Raw genomic sequence first — 21149 nt, 5'->3', positions numbered from 1 at the left:
GGAGCCACACAGTGGATGCGAACAATCACACGATCAATCACGAGAGTGAGAGACAAGCCCTCGACCTATTAGTACCGGTCAGCTCCACACCTTGCAGTGCTTCCACATCCGGCCTATCAACCCGGTCGTCTACCGGAGGCCTTACCAGATTCATCTGTGGGAACCCTCATCTTGAAGCGTGCTTCCCGCTTAGATGCTTTCAGCGGTTATCACGACCCGACGTAGCCAACCAGCCGTGCTCTTGGCAGAACAACTGGCACACCAGAGGTCAGTCCGTCCCGGTCCTCTCGTACTAAGGACAGCTCTTCTCAAGATTCCTACGCGCGCAGCGGATAGGGACCGAACTGTCTCACGACGTTCTGAACCCAGCTCGCGTGCCGCTTTAATGGGCGAACAGCCCAACCCTTGGGACCGACTCCAGCCCCAGGATGCGACGAGCCGACATCGAGGTGCCAAACCATGCCGTCGCTGTGAGCGCTCGGGCAAGATCAGCCTGTTATCCCCGGGGTACCTTTTATCCGTTGAGTGACGGCGCGTCCACATGCCACCGTCAGATCACTAGTCCCGACTTTCGTCCCTGCTCGACATGTCTGTCTCACAGTCAAGCTCCCTTGTGCACTTACACTCGACACCTGATTACCAACCAGGATGAGGGAACCTTTGGGCGCCTCCGTTACCTTTTAGGAGGCGACCGCCCCAGTCAAACTACCCATCAGGCACTGTCCCTGAACCGGATCACGGTCCGAGGTTAGATAACCAGAACGACCAGAGTGGTATTTCAACAATGACTCCACAACCACTGGCGTGGCCGCTTCAAAGTCTCCCACCTATCCTACACAAGTCGTACCGATCACCAATACCAAACTATAGTAAAGGTCCCGGGGTCTTTCCGTCCTGCTGCGCGTAACGAGCATCTTTACTCGTACTGCAATTTCGCCGAGTTCATGGTGGAGACAGTAGGGAAGTCGTTACTCCATTCGTGCAGGTCGGAACTTACCCGACAAGGAATTTCGCTACCTTAGGATGGTTATAGTTACCACCGCCGTTTACTGGGGCTTAAGTTCACCGCTTCAGGCCGAAACCCTAACAGTTCCCCTTAACCTTCCAGCACCGGGCAGGAGTCAGTCCGTATACATCGTCTTACGACTTCGCACGGACCTGTGTTTTTGGTAAACAGTCGCTTCCCCCTGGTCTCTGCGACCCTCACCGCTCCAGAAGTACAACCTTCACGGATCAGGTCCCCCTTATTCCGAAGTTACGGGGGTATTTTGCCGAGTTCCTTCACCATGATTCTCTCGATCGCCTCGGTATACTCTACCAATCCACCAGTGTCGGTTTAGGGTACGGGCGGCTCACACCTCGCTCACGAAGCTTTTCTCGGCAGCACAGGATCACTCACTCACCCACCAACGTGGGCTCGCCATCATGCCTCAACCACAAGCCTGGCGGATTTACCTACCAGACGGTCCACACATTTAGCCCCGGACAACCATCGCCGGGGATGAGCTACCTCACTGCGTCCCTCCGCAGCTTGCCTACTACATGATCGGTTCACACACTCATGCAACAAGATCACCCCGAAGGGATCACCAGCACACTCGCACGCTTAGCATCACACACCTCGGCACGGACGGTGTTACACCGGTACCAGAATATCAACTGGTCGTCCATCGACTACGCCTGTCGGCCTCGCCTTAGGTCCCGACTCACCCAGGGCAGATTAGCTTGACCCTGGAACCCTTGGATATTCGGCGGACGGGTTTCTCACCCGTCATTCGCTACTCATGCCTGCATTCTCACTCGCGTCAACTCCACGACACGTCACCATGCCGCTTCACCACTGACACGACGCTCCCCTACCCAACTCACACGAGTTGCCACAGCTTCGGCGGATAACTTGAGCCCCGCTACATTGTCGGCGCGGAATCACTTGACCAGTGAGCTATTACGCACTCTTTCAAGGATGGCTGCTTCCAAGCCAACCTCCTGGTTGTCTGCGCAACTCCACATCCTTTTCCACTTAGTTACCGCTTAGGGGCCTTAGCTGATGATCTGGGCTGTTTCCCTCTCGACGACGAAGCTTATCCCCCGCCGTCTCACTGCTGCGCTACACTTGCCGGCATTCGGAGTTTGGCTGATTTCGGTAAGCTGATAGGCCCCCTAGACCATCCAGTGCTCTACCTCCGACAAGAACCACGCAACGCTGCACCTAAATGCATTTCGGGGAGAACCAGCTATCACGGTGTTTGATTGGCCTTTCACCCCTATCCACAGCTCATCCCCTCCATTTTCAACTGAAGTGGGTTCGGACCTCCACGACGTCTTACCGTCGCTTCATCCTGGCCATGGATAGATCACACCGCTTCGGGTCTAGAGCACGCGACTGTCGCCCTGTTCGGACTCGCTTTCGCTACGACTACCCCACACGGGTTAACCTCGCCACGCACCACTAACTCGCAGGCTCATTCTTCAAAAGGCACGCCGTCACCCCGAAAGGCTCCGACGGCTTGTATGCGACCGGTTTCAGGTACTATTTCACTCCCCTCCCGGGGTACTTTTCACCATTCCCTCACGGTACTGATCCGCTATCGGTCACCAAGGAGTATTTAGGCTTGACGGGTGGTCCCGCCAGATTCATGCGGAATTTCAGGAGTTCCGCACTACTTGGGGCAACCCTCACCAGCGCCGCGCTCACGTCTACGGGACTCTCACCCACTACGGTCCGCCTTCCCAGACGATTCGACTTCACACGAACACAACGGCCGACCCGACGGCAGTCAGATCAGAAGGCCCCCACAACCCCGCACATGCAACGCCTGCCGGCTTGAACACACACACGGTTTGGCCTCATCCGCTTTCGCTCGCCACTACTCACGGAATCACGGTTGTTTTCTCTTCCTGTGGGTACTGAGATGTTTCACTTCCCCACGTTACCTCCCACACCCCTATACATTCAGGGCAGGGTCACCGGACATGACTCCGGCCATTCAAGGTTTCCCCATTCGGACATCCCCGGATCACAGCTCGTTTACCAACTCCCCAGGGCTTATCGCAGGTTACAACGTCCTTCATCGGCTCTTGGTGCCAAGGCATCCACCGATCGCACTCAGTAGCTTGTCACACAAACCACTCACGCAAAATCACATACAAAGATGCTCGCATCCACTGTGCAGTTCTCAACCACCACACGAGACACCCACCACCAACACAAACGCATCAGCAGCCGCGGTGTTCGCGACACACCAGGACACCACACCAGCCGGCGTGATACCCCAGAACCCCAACAACGTGCCCCCACACCACCAACCCACCAGGGCCAGCAGCACAGACAGTCAATGTTCCACTCCAGAGCACCCCACCCCCACACAGGAGGCAAGGCAACCATGGGGCCACACCCCCAACCACAACGATCAGAGGACAACCCATGAACTCCTTAGAAAGGAGGTGATCCAGCCGCACCTTCCGGTACGGCTACCTTGTTACGACTTAGTCCTAATTACCAGTCCCACCTTCGACGGCTCCCCCACAAGGTTGGGCCACCGGCTTCGGGTGTTACCGACTTTCATGACTTGACGGGCGGTGTGTACAAGCCCCGGGAACGTATTCACCGCAGCGTTGCTGATCTGCGATTACTAGCGACTCCGACTTCATGGGGTCGAGTTGCAGACCCCAATCCGAACTGAGACCGGCTTTTTGAGATTCGCTTCACCTCACGATGTCGCAACTCTTTGTACCGGCCATTGTAGCATGCGTGAAGCCCTGGACATAAGGGGCATGATGACTTGACGTCATCCCCACCTTCCTCCGAGTTGACCCCGGCGGTCTCCACTGAGTCCCCAACCGAATTGCTGGCAACAGTGGACGAGGGTTGCGCTCGTTGCGGGACTTAACCCAACATCTCACGACACGAGCTGACGACAGCCATGCACCACCTGTGAACCGACCCCAAAGGGGGGGCAACCATCTCTGGAAGTTACCGATCCATGTCAAACCCAGGTAAGGTTCTTCGCGTTGCATCGAATTAATCCGCATGCTCCGCCGCTTGTGCGGGGCCCCGTCAATTCCTTTGAGTTTTAGCCTTGCGGCCGTACTCCCCAGGCGGGGTACTTAATGCGTTAGCTACGGCACGGAATCCGTGGAATGGACCCCACACCTAGTACCCACCGTTTACAGCGTGGACTACCAGGGTATCTAAGCCTGTTTGCTCCCCACGCTTTCGCTCCTCAGCGTCAGGAAAGGTCCAGAGAACCGCCTTCGCCACTGGTGTTCCTCCTGATATCTGCGCATTCCACCGCTCCACCAGGAATTCCATTCTCCCCTACCTTCCTCAAGTCAACCCGTATCGAAAGCACGCCCAGGGGTAAGCCCCAAGTTTTCACTTCCGACGCGATCAACCGCCTACGAGCTCTTTACGCCCAATAAATCCGGACAACGCTCGCACCCTACGTATCACCGCGGCTGCTGGCACGTAGTTAGCCGGTGCTTCTTCTCCAGGTACCGTCACTCACGCTTCGTCCCTGGTGAAAGCGGTTTACAACCCGAAGGCCGTCATCCCGCACGCGGCGTTGCTGCATCAGGCTTGCGCCCATTGTGCAATATTCCCCACTGCTGCCTCCCGTAGGAGTCTGGGCCGTATCTCAGTCCCAATGTGGCCGGTCGCCCTCTCAGGCCGGCTACCCGTCGAAGCCTTGGTGAGCCACTACCTCACCAACAAGCTGATAGGCCGCGAGTCCATCCACAACCGCCGGAGCTTTCCAACCCCCACCATGCAGCAGGAGCTCATATCCGGTATTAGCACCAGTTTCCTGGAGTTATCCCAAAGTCATGGGCAGGTTACTCACGTGTTACTCACCCGTTCGCCACTCGTGTACCCCGAAGGGCCTTACCGTTCGACTTGCATGTGTTAAGCACGCCGCCAGCGTTCGTCCTGAGCCAGGATCAAACTCTCCAATGAAAAAATATCACCACCAACCACACAGGCTGGACAGGTGTCGGAGAATCCAAAACACTGACCCAAACAAACAACTGACAAATCAGTTATCGTCTAGATCAATCAAAGGAATCCATAAAGAATTCGATACACAAATAAATAGTGCATCAGGCATTGACTATAAAAGACACGCTGTTGAGTTCTCAAGCATCACACGCGACCCGCAGTTCGCCTCCCGGCAACCCCTTGGGGCACTTGATCAATCNGGAATCCATAAAGAATTCGATACACAAATAAATAGTGCATCAGGCATTGACTATAAAAGACACGCTGTTGAGTTCTCAAGCATCACACGCGACCCGCAGTTCGCCTCCCGGCAACCCCTTGGGGCACTTGATCAACCTTACCGAAGTCGTTCCACCGAGTCAAACTCGGCTGATCGGCCTCGAGAATCCGAAGATCCTTGGGTTGATCCATCGCCTTACGGCGACTCGATCTACCTTACTCCCCTTCACACCGAAGTTCAACTCGATGTTTCCTGGAGTTCAGGTCACCGTCGCGATCCAACTGGATCACTCCGGCGAGGTTCTGCTCTCGCAGAAGCCTTGGAAAGTTTAGACCGTTCGGTCCATCTCGTCAAGGCGACGCTTCGATTCGTGACCGGATCGTTGCCTCGGACTCCCGTGGCTCCGCCCCTCGCGGGCCGGACCGGGGGTCAACTATGCCGTACAGCTGGGCGGTCCGCAAATCGGCGACGATCGCGCCTCGCCAGGCCCCGTAGACTCGCCCCCATGGACGATCACATGGGTCGGTCGGGCCGCCGCCGGCAGGGCCGCCGTCACGGGGCGCGCGCGCTCGCGTGCCCACTCGCGGTCCTGCTCGTGAGCGCCTGCGGACCGACGACGTCGACCCCGGCGCCAGCGCCCACTCGGATCTCCATGACCCCGGTGAGCAGAGTGGCCGCCTCCTCCTCCCCCTTGCAGACCACGAACGGTGAACGGATCGTCTCCGAGCTGCTCGACGCCGCCGGCCCGGCTCCCGTGACGAAGATCGACATGACGAAGACGTCCGTCGCGGTGACGACCCAGTCGGGCCAGGCACCGACGACCTGGACCTGGGAGAACGGGAAGATCAGCTCGTCGCGCACCCAGAGCGCCCAGACGGCGTCGACCCCCTTCGATCCGGCCTCCTTCGCCCTGGGAGAGGTGCCCAAGATCCTGGCGACCGCGGCCAGGGTGTCGGGATCACAGTCGAACCAGGACCTGCAGATCGTCGAGTACAACTCCGGCACCGTCCTCATCTCGGTGTCGACCAAGCCCGAGAGCCGCCCGGTGTTCTTCCGCGCCGACGGGTCGCTCATCGCGAGCCTCGACTTCACCACTCTGGCTGGCATGACCGAGGGTCTCTCCGACGCGACCTCCGGACTCACCCAGGTGTCGTCGATCACCTACGACCCGACCCATGGCATCGTCGTCGACAGCCCCACCGAGACCCCGGGGATCGTCATGCGTCGGACCAGGTCCGCGGACCTGCCGGCCTGGTCGGCGCAGCGCAAGGGCTCCACCGATCTCAAGCTCTTCAGCCCCACCGACGTCAAGGCCTCGGTCCTCGTCGACCTCCTCTCCCAGGCGCCGACCCTCATGGGGCATCCGGCCGACGCCGCGAAGGCCACACTCACCATCGACATGTCCCACGAACGCTCGCTGCCGACCATCACCGTCGACCTCGACGGCGTCCAGATGGTCACCGACATGACCGGCAAGGACATCACCAGTCAGGTCAAGTGACCGCCCCGCCCACGGCCGCCACGCGGACAGCGCAGCGGCTGGGTCAGGCCGGGGCCAGGTGGTTGAATGAAACAATGCTGATAACCGCGGTCGGGCAACCTGGGAGCGGGGTCATCCATGCCTTCCACGTCGACCACGGGATGAACCCCCACGCCGTCCTGTGGGACCACGGGCTCGTCGTCAAGGAGTACCTGTCCGCCGAACTGGTCGAGGGGCAGGTCGTCGTCACGGTCCACGTCACCCCACGCAGTGGCAGGTCGCGCGCCCCGAGGGTGCGCCCCGACGTCCCCGATCTGGCCACCGATCGACGCCGTGGCGAACCGGTCCGACCGTACCAGCGCATCGCCGCGTACGCCGTCGTCCGGTCCGAACGTGGTCTCCTGGGCACCGTCTGTTCCGACGCCACGGCCGTCCCCGGCCTGTGGACCCTGCCCGGTGGCGGCTTGGAACCCGGTGAGTCACCCGCCCAGGCGGTGACCCGGGAGGTCATGGAGGAGTCGGCGCAGACCGTTCGGCTCAACCGCATCCTCGACCTCCAATCCGACCACTGGATCGGCCGCTCCCCCTCGGGGGCCCTCGAGGACTTCCACGCCCTGCGCATCATCTACAGTGCGACGTCGAGCTCCCCGACCGAGCCGCGCGTGCTCGACGTCGGGGGAACGACGCAGACGGCCAGGTGGATACCCATCCGCCGGTGGCGGCGTCTGCCCTGGGGGGCTGCCACCCGCAGCTGTCTGGAGCGGCACCTCCACGACGTCCCCGCCCGCTGAGGGTCCTCCCTCCACTCACTCCAGCACCACGCGCGGTCCCCACAAGAGCAGGTGGCCCCGGGGAACGTCCCCGGGGCCACGAGGTGCGGCGTCGACTCAGTTGCGGAAGTAGCTCGCGATGCGCAGGATCTCCGTGTACAGCCAGACCATCGTCACCGCGATGCCGAAAGCGGCACGCCACGACTCGGAGGCCGGGGCCTGGTTGCGCACGCCCTGCTCGGCGGCGTCGAAGTCGACGACGAGGTTCATCGCCGCCAGGACGACGCCGACGGCCGAGGCGAGGATCGCGATGATGCTGATGCCCCCACCGACGCTGCGCAGCCCCAGGTCGACGCCGAAGAGCGCGAGGACGAGGTTGAGCAGCATGACCGCGGCGAACCCGAAGGTCGAGATGAGGACGATCTGCCGGAACCTCGGCGTCACCTGGATGTTGAAGAACTTGTAGGCGGCGAGCGTGACGCCGGCCGCGGCGAAGGTGCCGAGCACCGCCTGCACGACGATGCCGGGGTACATGGCCTCGAAGAGTCCGGACAGGGCGCCGATGAAGATGCCCTCGATGAACCCGTAGGCCAGGACGCCCGCTGCCGGCACCGTGCGCCTCGTGCTCACGACGAGCACGGTGATGAAGCCGACGATCGAGGACAGGACGAGGGCTGCACCCATGAGGGCCGGGCTCGACCCGACCGCCATGAAGGTGGCGGCACCCACGGCGGCGATGAGCAGCAGGACGATGCCGGTTCGCGCGATGACGTCGTCGAAGGTCATCGGCCGCTGGGCTGCCTGTCCCATGATGCGCGGATCCGTCTGCGCCGCGGCGACGGCGGCGTCGGACCCCCAGGCCTGACCGGCCTGCGGGTAGCCCCAGGTCTGGCCAGCCGGCTGGGTCGGGTACCCGTGGCCCGGGTAGGGGTATTGCTGGGCGCGCGGCTGGAACGCCTCCGCACGCTGGAACACGGGGTTGGCCATGTCTCTCCTCCATCTGTCACTGTACGTCCACTGTAGACAACCTCGGCCGCACACCGAAGGGTCCGTCGTGGGACGCACAGCCACCTGCCAAGGTTCCACCGGCGTACCCCCGGCGGGACTCGAACCCGCACTGGAGCGGGTTTAAGCCGCCTGCCTCTGCCATTGGGCTACGGGGGCTCCGGTCCGCTGGGCCCCGGGCTGCCCGAGCCGTCAGCGCACCATCGCCAGAGCGATACCGTCGAGGATATCGGTCTCGGAGACGACAAGTTCGTCGGTACCCAACCGTGACATGAGCTCGTCGATGATGAGAGCACCGCCGCAGATGACCTCGGCCCGTCGGCGCTTGAGCGGCCCCATGGCCTCGGCCTCGTCGACCGTCGCGGCCAGCAATCGCTCGGCGAGGCTGTGGATCGTCGCCGCGGTGAGGGTCGAGCGGTGGACCTTGGCCCGGTCGTAGTCGACGAGCCCCTGGTGGATGGCCGACAGGCTGGTCACCGTGCCGGCGACGCCGATGGCCGTGCGGGCCCCGGCCAGGTCGATGCCGCAGCCGTCGAGCAGGCCGCGGACGAAGCGTCGTGCCTCGTGCACCTGCTCGGCCGTCGGCGGATCTCCGTGGAGGAAACGCTCACGCAGCCGCACCGAGCCGACGTCCAGACTCACGGACTGGAGGATGTGCCCGTCACGGTGCCCCAGGACGAGCTCCGTCGAGCCGCCGCCGCAGTCGACGACGAGGACCGGTTCGGCGGCCGCCGCGACCCCGCTCAGGGCTCCGCCGAAGGACAGCGACGCTTCCTCGGTGCCGGCGATGACCTCGGGGTCGACGCCGAGGCAGCGCCGGACACCGGCGAAGAACTCGTCACGGTTCGAGACGTCACGGGCGGCCGAGGTGGCCACGAAGCGCACCCGGGCGCAGCCGGCCTCCTCGATGACGGACGCGAACTCCTCGCAGGCCGTGAAGGTACGCGCCAGGGCGTCGGGGTGGAACCTCCCGGTGGCATCGACCTCTTGGCCCAGGCGCACGAGCTCGAGGCGCCGATCGTGCTCGACCAGGCCCCCGTCCGCTCCTCGGGAGGCGATGAGCAGCCGGATGGAGTTCGTCCCACAGTCGATGGCGGCGACCGGGGTCGGGTCGCCGGATGGCGCGCTCTCGGGTGCACCCTCCCCGGAGCCCTGAGGCTCACCGCAGGGCCGGTCCCAGAACGATCCCAGTTGCGCGACGACCTCGTCGCCCAGCGGGTTGACGCCGGGCCCGGCCGCCAGAGCGTGCGCGGCCAGGGCGTGCAGGCACTTGACCCGACCGGGCATGCCACCGGCCGAGACGCCGTCGATCTGGGGGACGGGGTCCATCCCGGCCGCCACGCGTATGGCCTCCCGGTCCGCCAGGTAGGACTCGTGGGCCGCCGTCATGGCGTCGGCCAGCTGCGGATCGTCGGCCAGACGGTCGGTCATGGCGGCCATGACGCCGGAGGCCTCGATGGTGCCGATGAGCGAGGCGGCTCGGGGGCAGGTGAGGTAGTACGTCGTCGGGAACGGGCTCGAGTCGGGTAGCCGTGGTTCGGTGGCGATGACCCCGGGCCGGCCACAGGGGCACCGCCAGGCGACCCCGGCGACGCCGCGCGGCTCGCGTCCCAGTTGGTCACGGACCGCGTCACGGTCGGCTTCGGTGAATGGCTCGAGGTCGGGCACCTGGTCAGGCTCCTGTCGTTTCGGTGAGGGGGCGGCTCAGCGTCGGGACGGCGACGGGCTCGTCGAGGCCGGAACGGCACCGGCGGAGGACTGTCCCGGTGTCGCGGCCGAGGCGGATGACGGACTCGCCGACGATGACGGGCTCGCCGACGCCGTGGCGGAGGCGGTGGACCGCGCCGAACGGTCGGCCACCTTGACCGATCCGGCGACCTTGCGCCACCAGGGTTGTGTGGTGGGCGTGGCCGGTCCCGGCGTGGCGGTGTCGACGTCGGCGGTGCCCCCGATGACCTTGCCGTCGGTCCCGATGACCCGGTAGCCGACCTCACCTGGCATGACCCAGCCGAGCTGCCCGCGCGCCTGGGCCTTGACGTAGTCGGGGTCTCGCCAGCGGTTCGTCTCGTCCTGGAACTGGCCGATCTGCGTCTCGTACTGCGCGCCCTGTGCCTGGAGGTCGGCGAGCTGGGACCGCTGGGTGAAGTAGACCCCCAGGCTCGGGGTGATCATGACGACGATGAGAAGGAGGACTGCTGCCACGGCCGCGGCGCGGGCGGTGAGGCCGAACCGAGCCGGACGCGGGGAGCGCTGACTCTCCGGACGCGGCCTGGGGCTCTCCTTCGTGCTCGTGCGGGGGGCGGGCCGGCCGCGCGTCGCCCGACCCCTCGTCGGGCCGGGCGTCGTCGAGGTGCCCGGACGTCCCCGTCCACTGGGACGGGAGGATCGGGTGCCAGGTGTGTTCGCCATCGGATCCATCATGACGCACGGTGCCACCCGAAGACGACAGCGAACCGCTCCCCCGGCCCGATGACGATCTCATCGTCGGGCGGAGGAGCGGTTCGCTGTCGCGTCAGACCCTCGGGCTCACACCCCGGTGCGGGGCAGGCCGGGCCGGGGGCTCGGNGTCGGCAGCGTCAGATGTGTATAGGAGCCAGCCGTGGTGCCGGGGCCGAGGTGGTCGGGGAGGTCGGCGACACGGCCGGGGCCGACGGGGACACCACCGGGGTCGACGGCGTCGCGACAGGAACCGACGGCGTCACAGCCGGCGTCGACGGGGAAGCCACCGGGGTCGACGGCGTCACGGCCGGAGCCGACGGGGAGGTGCTGGCGCCGGGAACGGCCGGGCAGGACGGCGTGCGCCCCGCACGGTGATCGGCGATGGCGGCGTCCCCCACGAGGAAGGTGAGGCACTCAGGACGGCTGGAGACGGTGCGACCGCCCAGCGTCGTCGTCCACGACACATGCAGCAGGTACGCCCCCGGCTTGCTGAAGGACCACGTGGCGTGGGCGTGCGTCGGCTCGGGGATCGCCACGTCCACCTTTCCTGAGGTCGAGTCGACCATGTGGTCGAGACGCCCGGTGATGGAGTCGGCGCTGAAGACGTGGTAGGCGCCACCGGCGGGAATGACGGCCGGCGCGATCCGCAGGGTTGCGGCTCCGGCGCCGGTGCCCGCCAGGGCATTCGTCGACCAGCCCGGCCACACGTGCACGTTGTCATTGACCTCGGGCAGCATGTGGACGAGCGCTCCCTTGCGGCCCAGGAAGCCGAACCTCGGCTCGGCGAGCATGCCCGACGACGGACGGCGCTTGCGGGCCGAGTCCGGCACGGCGAGGGCGACCGACCCGAGGGAGCGGTCGACGGAGTGCTTGGCATGGCTCAAGGTGTCATCCCCGAGCAGGCCGCGAAGAGTGCCGTGGTCGAGGTCCGCCTTGATGTCGACATGTCCTCGCTCGAGCAGCACCGGGGTCGTCAGGACCGAGTCCGGCTTCGGCGTGGGCGTGGGCGTCGGCTTCGGCGTGGCATCTCCCGTCGCCAGCTCACCGCTGCGGTGCAGGGTCAGCGAGTCCTTCGGCAGCGGGACGGTGACCTCCACCGAACCACCCGGGGCCTTGACGAGGGCGTGCGGCGAGATCTTGAACTTGAGGTAGTAACCGCCACAGACGTCACCGTCGTTGGAGACCTTGAGTTCCCCGTGCTCGTCGGTGACGCCGTACACCTGGCAGGTCGAGTACTTGGCGTCCGGCTTGTCGTAGTAGCCGCCGTCGATGTTGGCTCGATAGCGAGGGTCGGACAGCTTGATGCGCGTCACGAAGGGCTTGTCGGTGTCGTCATCGGGCTTGCCGGGCGTGACGTCGACGGTCCACTTGACGGCCGAGGCCGGCGAGTACTCCTTGAGGTCGAAGGCCGGAGCCGGATCCTGCGAGTGCTCGGTCGGCAGGGACTCCTCCCCCGTCGCCGAGGTCGTCGAGGCGGACTCCGGACCGAACTCGTAGGCCAACGGGCTCGAGGCCCAGCGCGGTGCGCTCGAGCCGGAGGCCGGGACGAAGACCGCCTGGAACTTCGAGGTCCCCGAGCCGATCATCTCGCTCCACGTGGCGCGACCGTCGACGACGGGCAGCTCGGCCAGGTGGAACCCGTCGATGAAGAAGGTGACCGTCCCGCGCACGTTCTTGTCGCCGGCGTCGAAGACCATGTCGGTGAGCTGGTCGTCGGCGGGCTTCTCGCGGCCGGTGTGGGGCTTCATCGTGAAGGTGTAGGGAGTGCTCGGCTTGCCCGACGGGGCGGCGGCGAAGCTGTCCTTGAGGGGCGTGGTGGCCTTGTCCGCCGGACGCGTCCCGCCGACCTGCCACACGAGGGTCGAGGTCTTCGAGGCGATGAGTCGCCCGTCCTTGCCGCGGGCCGTCGTCCGGTAGTCGACGACGTAGCGGCCGGGCTTGGTGAAGGCCGTGACGTTGTGCGTGTGGTTTTTCGGCGTGAGGTACGACGACCGGTAGCTCGGGTCGTGGCTCGACAGCAGCCTGGACAGCGAGTGGTCCCAAGCGTTGAAGGCCTCCATGCGTCCCGGTCCGGAGAAGCCGACGACGTCGAGCGAGAAGGAACCGTCACGGAAGGTCTCGGTGGGAATCTTGTCGTCCGCACCGAATCCCGCCCAGATGGGGGTGTTGTGGTCACCGGCGATGTGCGGACCGGCGTACCAGCGACGGCCATGGTCCGACAGGGGTGCGAAGACGGGATCGTCGGGCACCGTGAACATGAACTTCTGCTCGGGACGCAGCAGCGTGCTGTAGCCCCGGCCGATCCAGTTGACGGTCCCGTCCAGCGGGATCGCATGCTGACGGACCTCGCTCTTGAGGGCGAAGGTCCCGTTCTCCCAGTAGGTCTTCGGGGCGTCGACGTGGGCCTCGGTGGCGACGGTCTTGCCGTCATCCGGCCCAGCCTGGCTGGCCGGTGAAGCGGCCACGAGCATGGCCGCTGCGGTCGCGACCGAGGTGAGCACGCCGATCGTCCGGCGAGTCGACGTGCGGGTTGGGGTGCAGTGCATCAGAGCTCCTCTCGAATGAACCCCCACACCCTATCTGAGAATGATTCTCGCTATCTACTCGGGATCCGCCGGGACGCTCTCGGCCCGGCTCCCCACAGGGGGAACCGGGCCGAGAGTGGTCTGCTCAGGCTCCAGTCAGGACGAGCTCAGACCTGGAAGCGCGGGAAGGCGTCGCGACCGGCGTACACGGCCTGGTCGTCGAGCTCCTCCTCGATACGCAGCAGCTGGTTGTACTTGGCGATGCGCTCACCGCGGGCCGGGGCACCCGACTTGATCTGGCCGGTCCCCAGGGCGACGGCCAGATCGGCGATCGTCGTGTCCTCGGTCTCGCCGGAACGGTGCGACATCATGCAGCGGTAACCGTTGCGGTGGGCCAGGTCGACGGCGTCGATGGTCTCCGACAGCGAACCGATCTGGTTGACCTTGACGAGCAGGGCGTTGGCGGCCTTCTCGTCGATGCCCTGCTGCAGGCGCTTCGGGTTGGTGACGAAGAGGTCGTCGCCGACGATCTGCACCTTGTCGCCGACACGAGCGGTGAAGGCGGACCACGCCTCCCAGTCGGACTGGTCGAAGGGATCCTCGATGGAGACGAGCGGGTAGTCCTCGATGAGCTTCTCGTAGTACTCGATCATCTCGGCGCTCGACTTCGCGGCGCCCTCGAACTCGTACTTGCCGTCCTTGTAGAACTCCGAGGAGGCCACGTCGAGGGCCAGGGCGACGTCCTTGCCCGGCTCGTAGCCGGCGGCCTTGATGGCGTCCTCGATGAGGTCGAGGGCAGCGGCGTTGCTGGGCAGGTTCGGGGCGAAGCCGCCCTCGTCACCCAGGCCGGTCGACAGGCCCTTGTCCTTGAGGACCTTCTTGAGGGCGTGGTAGACGTTGGCGCCCATCTCGTAGGCCTCACGGAACGACTCGGCACCGATCGGGGCGATCATGAACTCCTGGATGTCGACGTCGGAGTCGGCGTGGGCACCACCGTTGAGGATGTTCATCATCGGGACGGGCAGGACGTGGGCGTTCGGGCCACCGAGGTACTGGTACAGCGGCAGACCGGCGGACTCGGCGGCGGCGCGAGCGACGGCCAGGGAGACGCCGAGGATGGCGTTGGCGCCGAGCTTGCCCTTGTTGTCGGTGCCGTCGAGCTCGAGCATGACGGCGTCGATGGCCCGCTGCTCAGCGGCGTCGTAACCGAGGACCTCCTCGGCAAGGGTCTCCTTGACGTTCTCGACGGCCTGGAGAACGCCCTTGCCGCCGAAACGGTTCTTGTCGCCGTCGCGCAGCTCGACGGCCTCGAAGTCGCCGGTCGATGCGCCGGAGGGGACGGCCGCACGGGCCTCGGTGCCGTCGTCGAGGATGACCTCGACCTCGACGGTCGGGTTGCCGCGGGAGTCGAGGATCTCACGAGCATCGATGAATTCGATGGTAGCCATGGGCCAACCTTTCGCTGGAACGGAGTTTCCGTCTCAAAGCCTATCGGAGCGCACCGTCATCCCAAGGGCCCGAGGGTCAATCTTCCCGGCCTTCCCGGCGCCGCGACGCCGTCTGGTCGGACGTGCACCATCGACCCGGTCAGGATCGGGCCTCGGCCTGCCGTACCCGCTTCTCCAGTCCGCGCAGGGCATCGCGCAGGGACTGGTCGGCATCGACCCCGCTGGCCTGGGCGCGGGCCACCAGGTCGAGGATCTGCTCACCGACCGACGGCTCGCCCGCCAGTGTGCCGACGGGGGCGTCGGGCAGGGCGACGTCGACCCCGTGCTGACGCGCCCGGGAGATGACCTTCGTGGCCCGGGCGATCGACGACAGCGACTGCGCGATCCCGTCCAGGCTGGAGCTGCGTCCCTTCTCGGCGGCCTTGCGCGCCTCCCAGGCGGCGTCCATGTCACCCGGTACCTCCTGGTCGGCGAAGACGTGCGGATGACGCCGCACGAGCTTGGTGACGATGCCGCCGGCGACCTCCTCGATGTCGAAGCGGCCCTCGACCTCGGCGATCCGGGCGTGGAAGACCACCTGGAGGAGGAGGTCACCGAGTTCCTCGACGAGGTCGTCGTCGGTGCCGTCCTCGATGGCGTCGACGACCTCCCCGGTCTCCTCGATGAGATACGTGACGAGGCTGCGATGGGTCTGCCTGGCATCCCACGGACAGCGGTCGCGCAGAACCGCCATGAGGTCGACGAGCTCGTCAAGGCTCGCCCGGGGGCGGCCGGACCGGTCATCCTGAAGGCCGGTCGGCCCGTCCGTCACTGACCGGTCCACGCCGAGGACATCGACGAGGTGCCGGCCACGGCGAGCTGCCGGGGGAACCACTGGCCCAGGCGCGGATTGACGGTGACGTCGACCGCGGCCATCTCCTTGAGCGTCTTGGCCTGTCCGTCGGTGTTGATGACCCAGTACATGGCGGCCAGGGACCGCGCCATGGACTGGCAGACCGGGTCCTTGGTGAGCACCGACAGGTCATTGCTCGAGATGACCTTGTCCCGCTCGGCGGTGCTGAGCGTCCGGCCGGTGTCGGTGAGGATCTGTTCGCCCACGGCCCCCTGGGCCAACGTGGAGGCGATGACCTGACGGGCGCTGAGGGTGCTCGACTGGGCCAGACCGCCACAGTGAGCGACGACGTCGTCGAAGGTCGCCATGGAGACCGTGTGGGACCCGGCGACGATGGCCGTCGAGGAGCTGTGCCAGGAGCACCCGGTGAGTCCGGCCACGCCGAAGACTCCGGCCGCTGCGGCAGCCACCATGCGGATCGACGTGGGACGCGACGAGGTCATGAGCAACTCTCCTGGTTTCGGTGCCGCACCCGTGGGGCGGCTGGGACGTCTGCCACCGGTGATCCTACGACCGCGCGGTCACCGCGGCCGAACCCGAGACCTCCAACACCCCGGTGACGACCTCGGACGCCCAGTCGAGCAGCTCCTGGCCACCCAGCGGGCGGCCCCCGATCCGGGCCGTTCGCGGCTTGGGGACCAGGACGATGCCGGCCGCGTCCTTGACCACTGATCCGGGGTGCAGCCGCTTGAGGCGCATGACCCGCGACTCGGGCAGGTGCACCGGCGAGAAACGGATGGAGTTGCCGGCCGGCACGACCTCCCGGATCCCGGCCGCTCGGCACAGCAGCCGGAACCTCGCCACCCCGAGGAGGGCCCGGACCGGCTCGGGAAGCGGCCCGTAGCGGTCCTGCAACTCCTCGGCGACGGCGTCGATCTCGGCGTCGTCGCGCACCTGGGAGAGCCTCTTGTACATCTCGAGACGCAGTCTCTCGGTCTCGACGTAGTCGACCGGCAGGTTGGCGTCGACCGGCAGCTCGATGCGCATCTCGGGTTCCTCGTCGGCGTCCTTTTCACCGCGGAAATCGGCGACGGCGTCGCCCACGAGGCGGATGTAGAGGTCGAATCCGACGTCGGCGATGTGCCCGGACTGCTCCCCACCGAGCAGATTGCCGGCGCCGCGGATCTCGAGGTCCTTCATGGCGATGGCCATGCCGGCACCCAGGTCGGTGTGGGCGGCCATCGTCGCCAGCCGGTCGTGGGCGGTCTGGGAGATGGGCTTGTCGGCCGGGTAGAGGAAGTAGGCGTAGCCGCGCTCCCGGGAGCGTCCGACCCGCCCACGCAGCTGGTGCAACTGGGACAGACCCATGAGGTCGGCCCGGTCGATGAGCAGGGTGTTCGCGGTCGAGATGTCCAGACCCGACTCGACGATCGTCGTGCACACGAGGACGTCCGCCCGGCGCTCCCAGAAGTCGACCATGATCTGTTCCAGCTGCTTCTCGGGCATCTGGCCGTGAGCGGTGACGACGCGGGCCTCGGGGACGAGGTCGCGGATGCGCTTGGCGGTCTTCTCGATGGACTGCACTCGGTTGTGGATGAAGAAGACCTGTCCCTCGCGGGCCAGTTCACGGCGGATGGCGGCGACGACCTGGCCCTCGTCGTAGGGGCCGGCGAAGGTGAGCACCGGGTGGCGTTCCTCCGGCGGGGTGGCGATGGTGCTCATCTCGCGGATGCCGGTGACCGCCATCTCGAGGGTTCGCGGGATGGGCGTGGCGCTCATGGACAGGACGTCGACGTCGACCCGCAGGCGCTTGAGGGCCTCCTTGTGCTCGACGCCGAAGCGCTGTTCCTCGTCGATGACGACCAGACCGAGGTCCTTGAAGTGGACCTCCTTGCTCAGCAGCCGATGGGTGCCGACGACGACGTCGACGGTGCCTCGCTCGATGCCCTCGCGCACCGCCCTGGCCTCGGCGTCGGTCTGGAACCTCGAGAGGGCCGCGACGTTGACCGGGAACCCGGCGTACCGCTCGGTGAAGGTCTGGAAGTGCTGTTGGACGAGCAGGGTGGTCGGCACGAGGACGGCCACCTGCTTGCCGTCCTGGACCGCCTTGAAGGCGGCGCGCACGGCGATCTCGGTCTTGCCGTAGCCGACGTCACCGCAGACGAGGCGATCCATGGGGACGACCTGCTCCATGTCTGCCTTGACGTCGGCGATCGTCGTGAGCTGGTCGGGGGTCTCGACGTAGGCGAAGGCGTCCTCGAGCTCGTGCTGCCACGGGGTGTCCGGGCCGAAGGCATGACCCTTGGTCGCCTGTCGGGCCGCGTAGAGCTTGATGAGCTCCGCGGCGATCTGCTTGACGGCCTTCTTGGCGCGCGACTTGCGCTTCTTCCAGTCGGCCCCACCCATCTTGTCCAGGCTCGGGGCGTCCCCGCCGACGTAGCGCGTCACCTGGTCGAGGGAGTCCATCGGCACGAAGAGCCGGTCGCCGGGCTGACCCTTGCGGGCGGGGGCGTACTCGATGACGAGGTACTCACGGGTCGCCCCGGCCACGGTGCGCTGGATCATCTCGACGTACCGTCCCACGCCGTGCTGCTCGTGGACGACGAGGTCGCCGGGCTTGAGTTCGAGCGGCTGGATCTGGTTGCGCCGTCGGGTCGGCATCCGGCGCGACGACGCGTCCGGGCGACCCTGGTCGTCGACGAGGTCGCCCGTGGAGTGGACGACCAGACGCAGGCGTTGAGCGGCGAATCCGTGCCGCTGGTGGGCCCGCACGATGTGCACGGCGGCCTCGGTCGTCGTCTCGTCGAGGTCGGGGCTGATGTCGGCGGCCACCCCGTGCTCGGTGAGCAGTTCGTGCATCCGCCGGGCGGTCCCCTCGCCCTCGGCGGTGAGGACGACGGTCCACCCGTCGGCCAGACGACCCGACAGGTCGGCGACAGCGGCGTCGACGTCACCGCGCCAGGGCTCGACCTCGGTGAGTTGGGGGTCGCGCGTGACCGGGGCACTCCCCCACTCGGCCGAGTCCTCGGGGAGATCGCCGGCCAGCGGCGTCGACGGGGCGTCGAGGGTGTACGAGGACAGTGACCACCACGACATGCCCCGTTCCAGGGCGTGGAACCGCACCTGCGACAGTGCCCGGTAGCCCGACGCGGCGAGGTCGATGGGGGCCTTTCCGCCGCCGGCGGCTGCCGCCCACCCGGCGTGGAGGAATTCCTCCGAGGTGCGGACGAGGTCGGCGGCCCGGGAGCGCACGAGTTCAGGGTCCGACAGGACGATCATGGATCGCTCCGGGAGGACGTCGACGAGCAGTTCGATGTCGTCGACGAGGGCCGGCATGAGCGCCTCCATCCCCTCGACGGCCTGGCCCTGACCGATCTTCTCGAGCATGTCGGCGAGCTCGGGATGGTCGGGCAGCAGGGCCCGGGCACGGGCACGGACGGCGTCGGTGAGGATGAGCTCGCGGCACGGGGAGCACACGACGGACGTGTGCGTCGCATCGGTGGACCGCTGGTCGGCGACCTCGAAGGAGCGGATCTCCTCGATCTCGTCACCGAAGAAGTCGATGCGGACGGGATGGTCGAGGACCGGGGGGAAGACGTCGAGGATGCCACCGCGCACCGCGAACTCGCCGCGCCGTTCGACCATGTCGACCCGGCTGTAGGCGGCGTCGACGAGACGTCCGGCGAGGGCGGTGAGGTCGTGGGAGTCACCGACCCGCAGCTCGACGGGGATGACGCCGCCCAACCCGGCGACCTGGGGCTGCAGGATGGCGCGCACCGGGGCGACGACGACCTTCGGTGCGGGCATCGGGTCATGGCCGGTGAGCCGGCGCAACACCTCCAGACGCCGTCCGACGGTGTCGGTCCGCGGACTGAGACGCTCGTGCGGCAGGGTCTCCCAGGACGGGTAGTAGCAGACCTCCTGCGGGCTGAGCCAGGTCTCCAGGGTCGCGGTGGCCTCCTCGGCCTCGCGGAAGGTGCTCGTGACGAGCAGCACCGGGATGTGCTCGGTGCCCTCAAGGGCCTGCGCCAGTACCGCGACGACCCCCGGACGGGCCGGGGCGGCCACCGTGAGGTCGAGGGTGGGCATCCGCCCGGTGAGGGCGTCGCCGACGGCCTCGGACAGGACGGGTTCGCGAGACAGAAGGCTGGCAAGAGCGCGGGAACTCACCGAGACAGTGTAGGTGGCCCCGGGACGCCGCCCGGGTCACGGCGTCGGGCGGTGCCACACCGGGAGCCTCTACCATCGCCCTGTGACCGCCAGCCCCGTTCCCGACCGTCCGAGACCCGACCCGTCCGCCCCGGACCCCCTGTCGCACTGGGCGACGACGCCGGCCTCGTTCGGCCCGGTGCAGCCGTGGCATCTGACGCCGCCGAGACGGCGTCGTCGCCCGGTGCTGCCGATGCTCGTGACGATCCTCGGGCTCGTCGTCATCCTCGTCATGGTGGCGCTCATCGGCGCGGGTTCGCCGCGAGCCCTGGCCATCGGGGCGATCCCCTCCACCGTGGCCCTGCTGGCCTGCCTGGCCTGCTACCGGTGGATCGACCGATGGGAACCCGAGCCGGTCGGCATGCTCGTCATGACGCTGGTGTGGGGCGGCTCGGTCGCCGTCGTCCTGGCGACGGTCGTCGAGGCGCTGGCAGGCACGAGCGACCTCGTCACGGCCGTCCTCGTCGCCCCGCCGGTCGAGGAATTCGCCAAGGCGTCGGTCTTCCTCGTCCTGCTCACCGGTGTCCGCAAGCTCGAACTCACCTCGCTCACCGACCATCTCGTGTACGCCGGGGTGTGCGCCCTGGGCTTCGCCTTCGTCGAGAACCTCGGCTACTTCGCCTCCGCGGAGGGGGCCGGCGACATCGTCGTCATGACCCTCGTGCGCACCGGCTTCGGCGTCTTCGGTCACCCGCTGTTCACCTCCGCCACCGCTGTCGGACTGTGGTCGTGGCGCCACCGTGGCGGGTTCTGGCGGGTCGTCGTCGGTTATGTCGTCGCGTGCCTCCTGCACGGATTGTGGAACGGCGGCCCGGATGCCCTGACGCTCGCCCTCGGCGACAGCGATCTCAGCGGGTTGGTGTCGATGGCCGTCGTCTACCTCGTCCTCTTCGTGCCGGTGTTCGTCGTGGCGGTGCGCATGGTGCTGCGGTCCCGACGCCGCGAGATCGACGCCGCCAGCCGCCAGCTGCCGCTCATGGTCGCGGCCGGACTGGTGACGCCGGCTGAGGCCGACATGGTCGTCCTGCCCCAGCTGCGTCACCGCGGGACGACGTCACGGTCCCAACGTGCCGCACGCGACAGGATGGTCACGGCCGTCATGGAGGCGGCTGCGGCCCAGGAGCGCATTGCCTCCGGACAGGGCGGCCCCGAGCTGGTGCGACGCCGCAACGAGCTGTCGGCCTGGCTCCGGGCGCGCCCCGACAAGGTCGTCGCCAGGACCTGA

At 66.4% G+C, this 21149-nt stretch carries 11 protein-coding genes, 1 tRNA gene, 2 rRNA genes and 1 pseudogene; 3 read left to right on the top strand and 12 right to left on the bottom strand.

Translation table 11 applies throughout. The features are described 5' to 3' along the window. Positions 1-48 precede the first annotated feature (48 nt). Positions 49-3120 (bottom strand): 23S ribosomal RNA (locus E0E30_RS02010). A gap of 317 nt (positions 3121-3437) precedes the next feature. Beyond that, a 16S ribosomal RNA gene (locus E0E30_RS02005) occupies positions 3438-4954 on the bottom strand. The 16S and 23S rRNA genes sit together here, the layout of an rRNA operon. 767 nt (positions 4955-5721) lie before the next feature. Between E0E30_RS02005 and E0E30_RS02000 the strand changes: the two genes are divergently transcribed. Further along, positions 5722-6717: a hypothetical protein gene (locus E0E30_RS02000; protein ID WP_245306464.1), complete on the top strand. Its 996-nt coding sequence runs from the start codon at positions 5722-5724 to the stop codon at positions 6715-6717. Positions 6718-6857: 140 nt separating this feature from the next. Further along, a complete protein-coding gene (locus tag E0E30_RS01995; protein ID WP_210115850.1) occupies positions 6858-7487 on the top strand; it encodes an NUDIX hydrolase in 630 nt (209 codons plus the stop codon). A gap of 96 nt (positions 7488-7583) precedes the next feature. Here the strand turns inward: E0E30_RS01995 and E0E30_RS01990 are convergent, their stop codons facing one another. The 10 genes and pseudogenes from E0E30_RS01990 to mfd form a co-directional block, all read right to left on the bottom strand. Further along, a complete protein-coding gene (locus tag E0E30_RS01990) occupies positions 7584-8453 on the bottom strand; it encodes a Bax inhibitor-1/YccA family protein (protein WP_130864868.1) in 870 nt (289 codons plus the stop codon). Between the two features lie 104 nt (positions 8454-8557). Then, positions 8558-8630: transfer RNA gene (locus E0E30_RS01985), tRNA-Leu, on the bottom strand. A gap of 33 nt (positions 8631-8663) precedes the next feature. Next, positions 8664-9563, bottom strand: coding sequence for a Ppx/GppA phosphatase family protein (locus tag E0E30_RS01980; RefSeq protein ID WP_245306627.1), 900 nt, complete (start codon positions 9561-9563; stop codon positions 8664-8666). 72 nt (positions 9564-9635) lie between these two features. Then, a pseudogene (locus tag E0E30_RS13400) lies at positions 9636-10139 on the bottom strand (DUF501 domain-containing protein); the annotation flags it as partial. Between the two features lie 36 nt (positions 10140-10175). Then, the gene (locus E0E30_RS01975; RefSeq protein WP_245306463.1) at positions 10176-10880 is read right to left on the bottom strand and encodes an FtsB family cell division protein; all 705 of its coding nucleotides are present in this window, start codon (positions 10878-10880) and stop codon (positions 10176-10178) included. Positions 10881-11047: 167 nt separating this feature from the next. Beyond that, positions 11048-13456, bottom strand: a complete 2409-nt coding sequence (locus E0E30_RS01970; RefSeq protein WP_130864866.1) for a choice-of-anchor M domain-containing protein — start codon at positions 13454-13456, stop codon at positions 11048-11050. A gap of 146 nt (positions 13457-13602) precedes the next feature. Further along, on the bottom strand, positions 13603-14883 hold the full coding sequence (gene eno / locus E0E30_RS01965) for a phosphopyruvate hydratase (protein ID WP_130864865.1): 1281 nt from the start codon (positions 14881-14883) through the stop codon (positions 13603-13605). A 139-nt stretch (positions 14884-15022) separates the two neighbouring features. Next, positions 15023-15616: a nucleoside triphosphate pyrophosphohydrolase gene (locus E0E30_RS01960; protein ID WP_130866679.1), complete on the bottom strand. Its 594-nt coding sequence runs from the start codon at positions 15614-15616 to the stop codon at positions 15023-15025. Between the two features lie 74 nt (positions 15617-15690). Then, positions 15691-16218 (bottom strand): hypothetical protein, encoded by a 528-nt coding sequence (locus tag E0E30_RS01955; RefSeq protein ID WP_130864864.1) that lies wholly within the window; start codon positions 16216-16218, stop codon positions 15691-15693. Positions 16219-16282: 64 nt separating this feature from the next. Next, positions 16283-19885, bottom strand: a complete 3603-nt coding sequence (gene mfd / locus E0E30_RS01950) for a transcription-repair coupling factor (protein ID WP_130864863.1) — start codon at positions 19883-19885, stop codon at positions 16283-16285. Positions 19886-20117: 232 nt separating this feature from the next. Between mfd and E0E30_RS01945 the strand changes: the two genes are divergently transcribed. Then, positions 20118-21149, top strand: coding sequence for a PrsW family intramembrane metalloprotease (locus tag E0E30_RS01945; RefSeq protein ID WP_130866678.1), 1032 nt, complete (start codon positions 20118-20120; stop codon positions 21147-21149).

Source organism: Acidipropionibacterium timonense, from assembly GCF_900605005.1.
In the GTDB taxonomy this organism is placed as follows: Bacteria; Actinomycetota; Actinomycetes; order Propionibacteriales; family Propionibacteriaceae; genus Cutibacterium; species Cutibacterium timonense.
The sequence above is the reverse complement of the archived record's forward strand: the minus strand, read 5'-3'. Positions and strand labels throughout refer to the sequence as shown.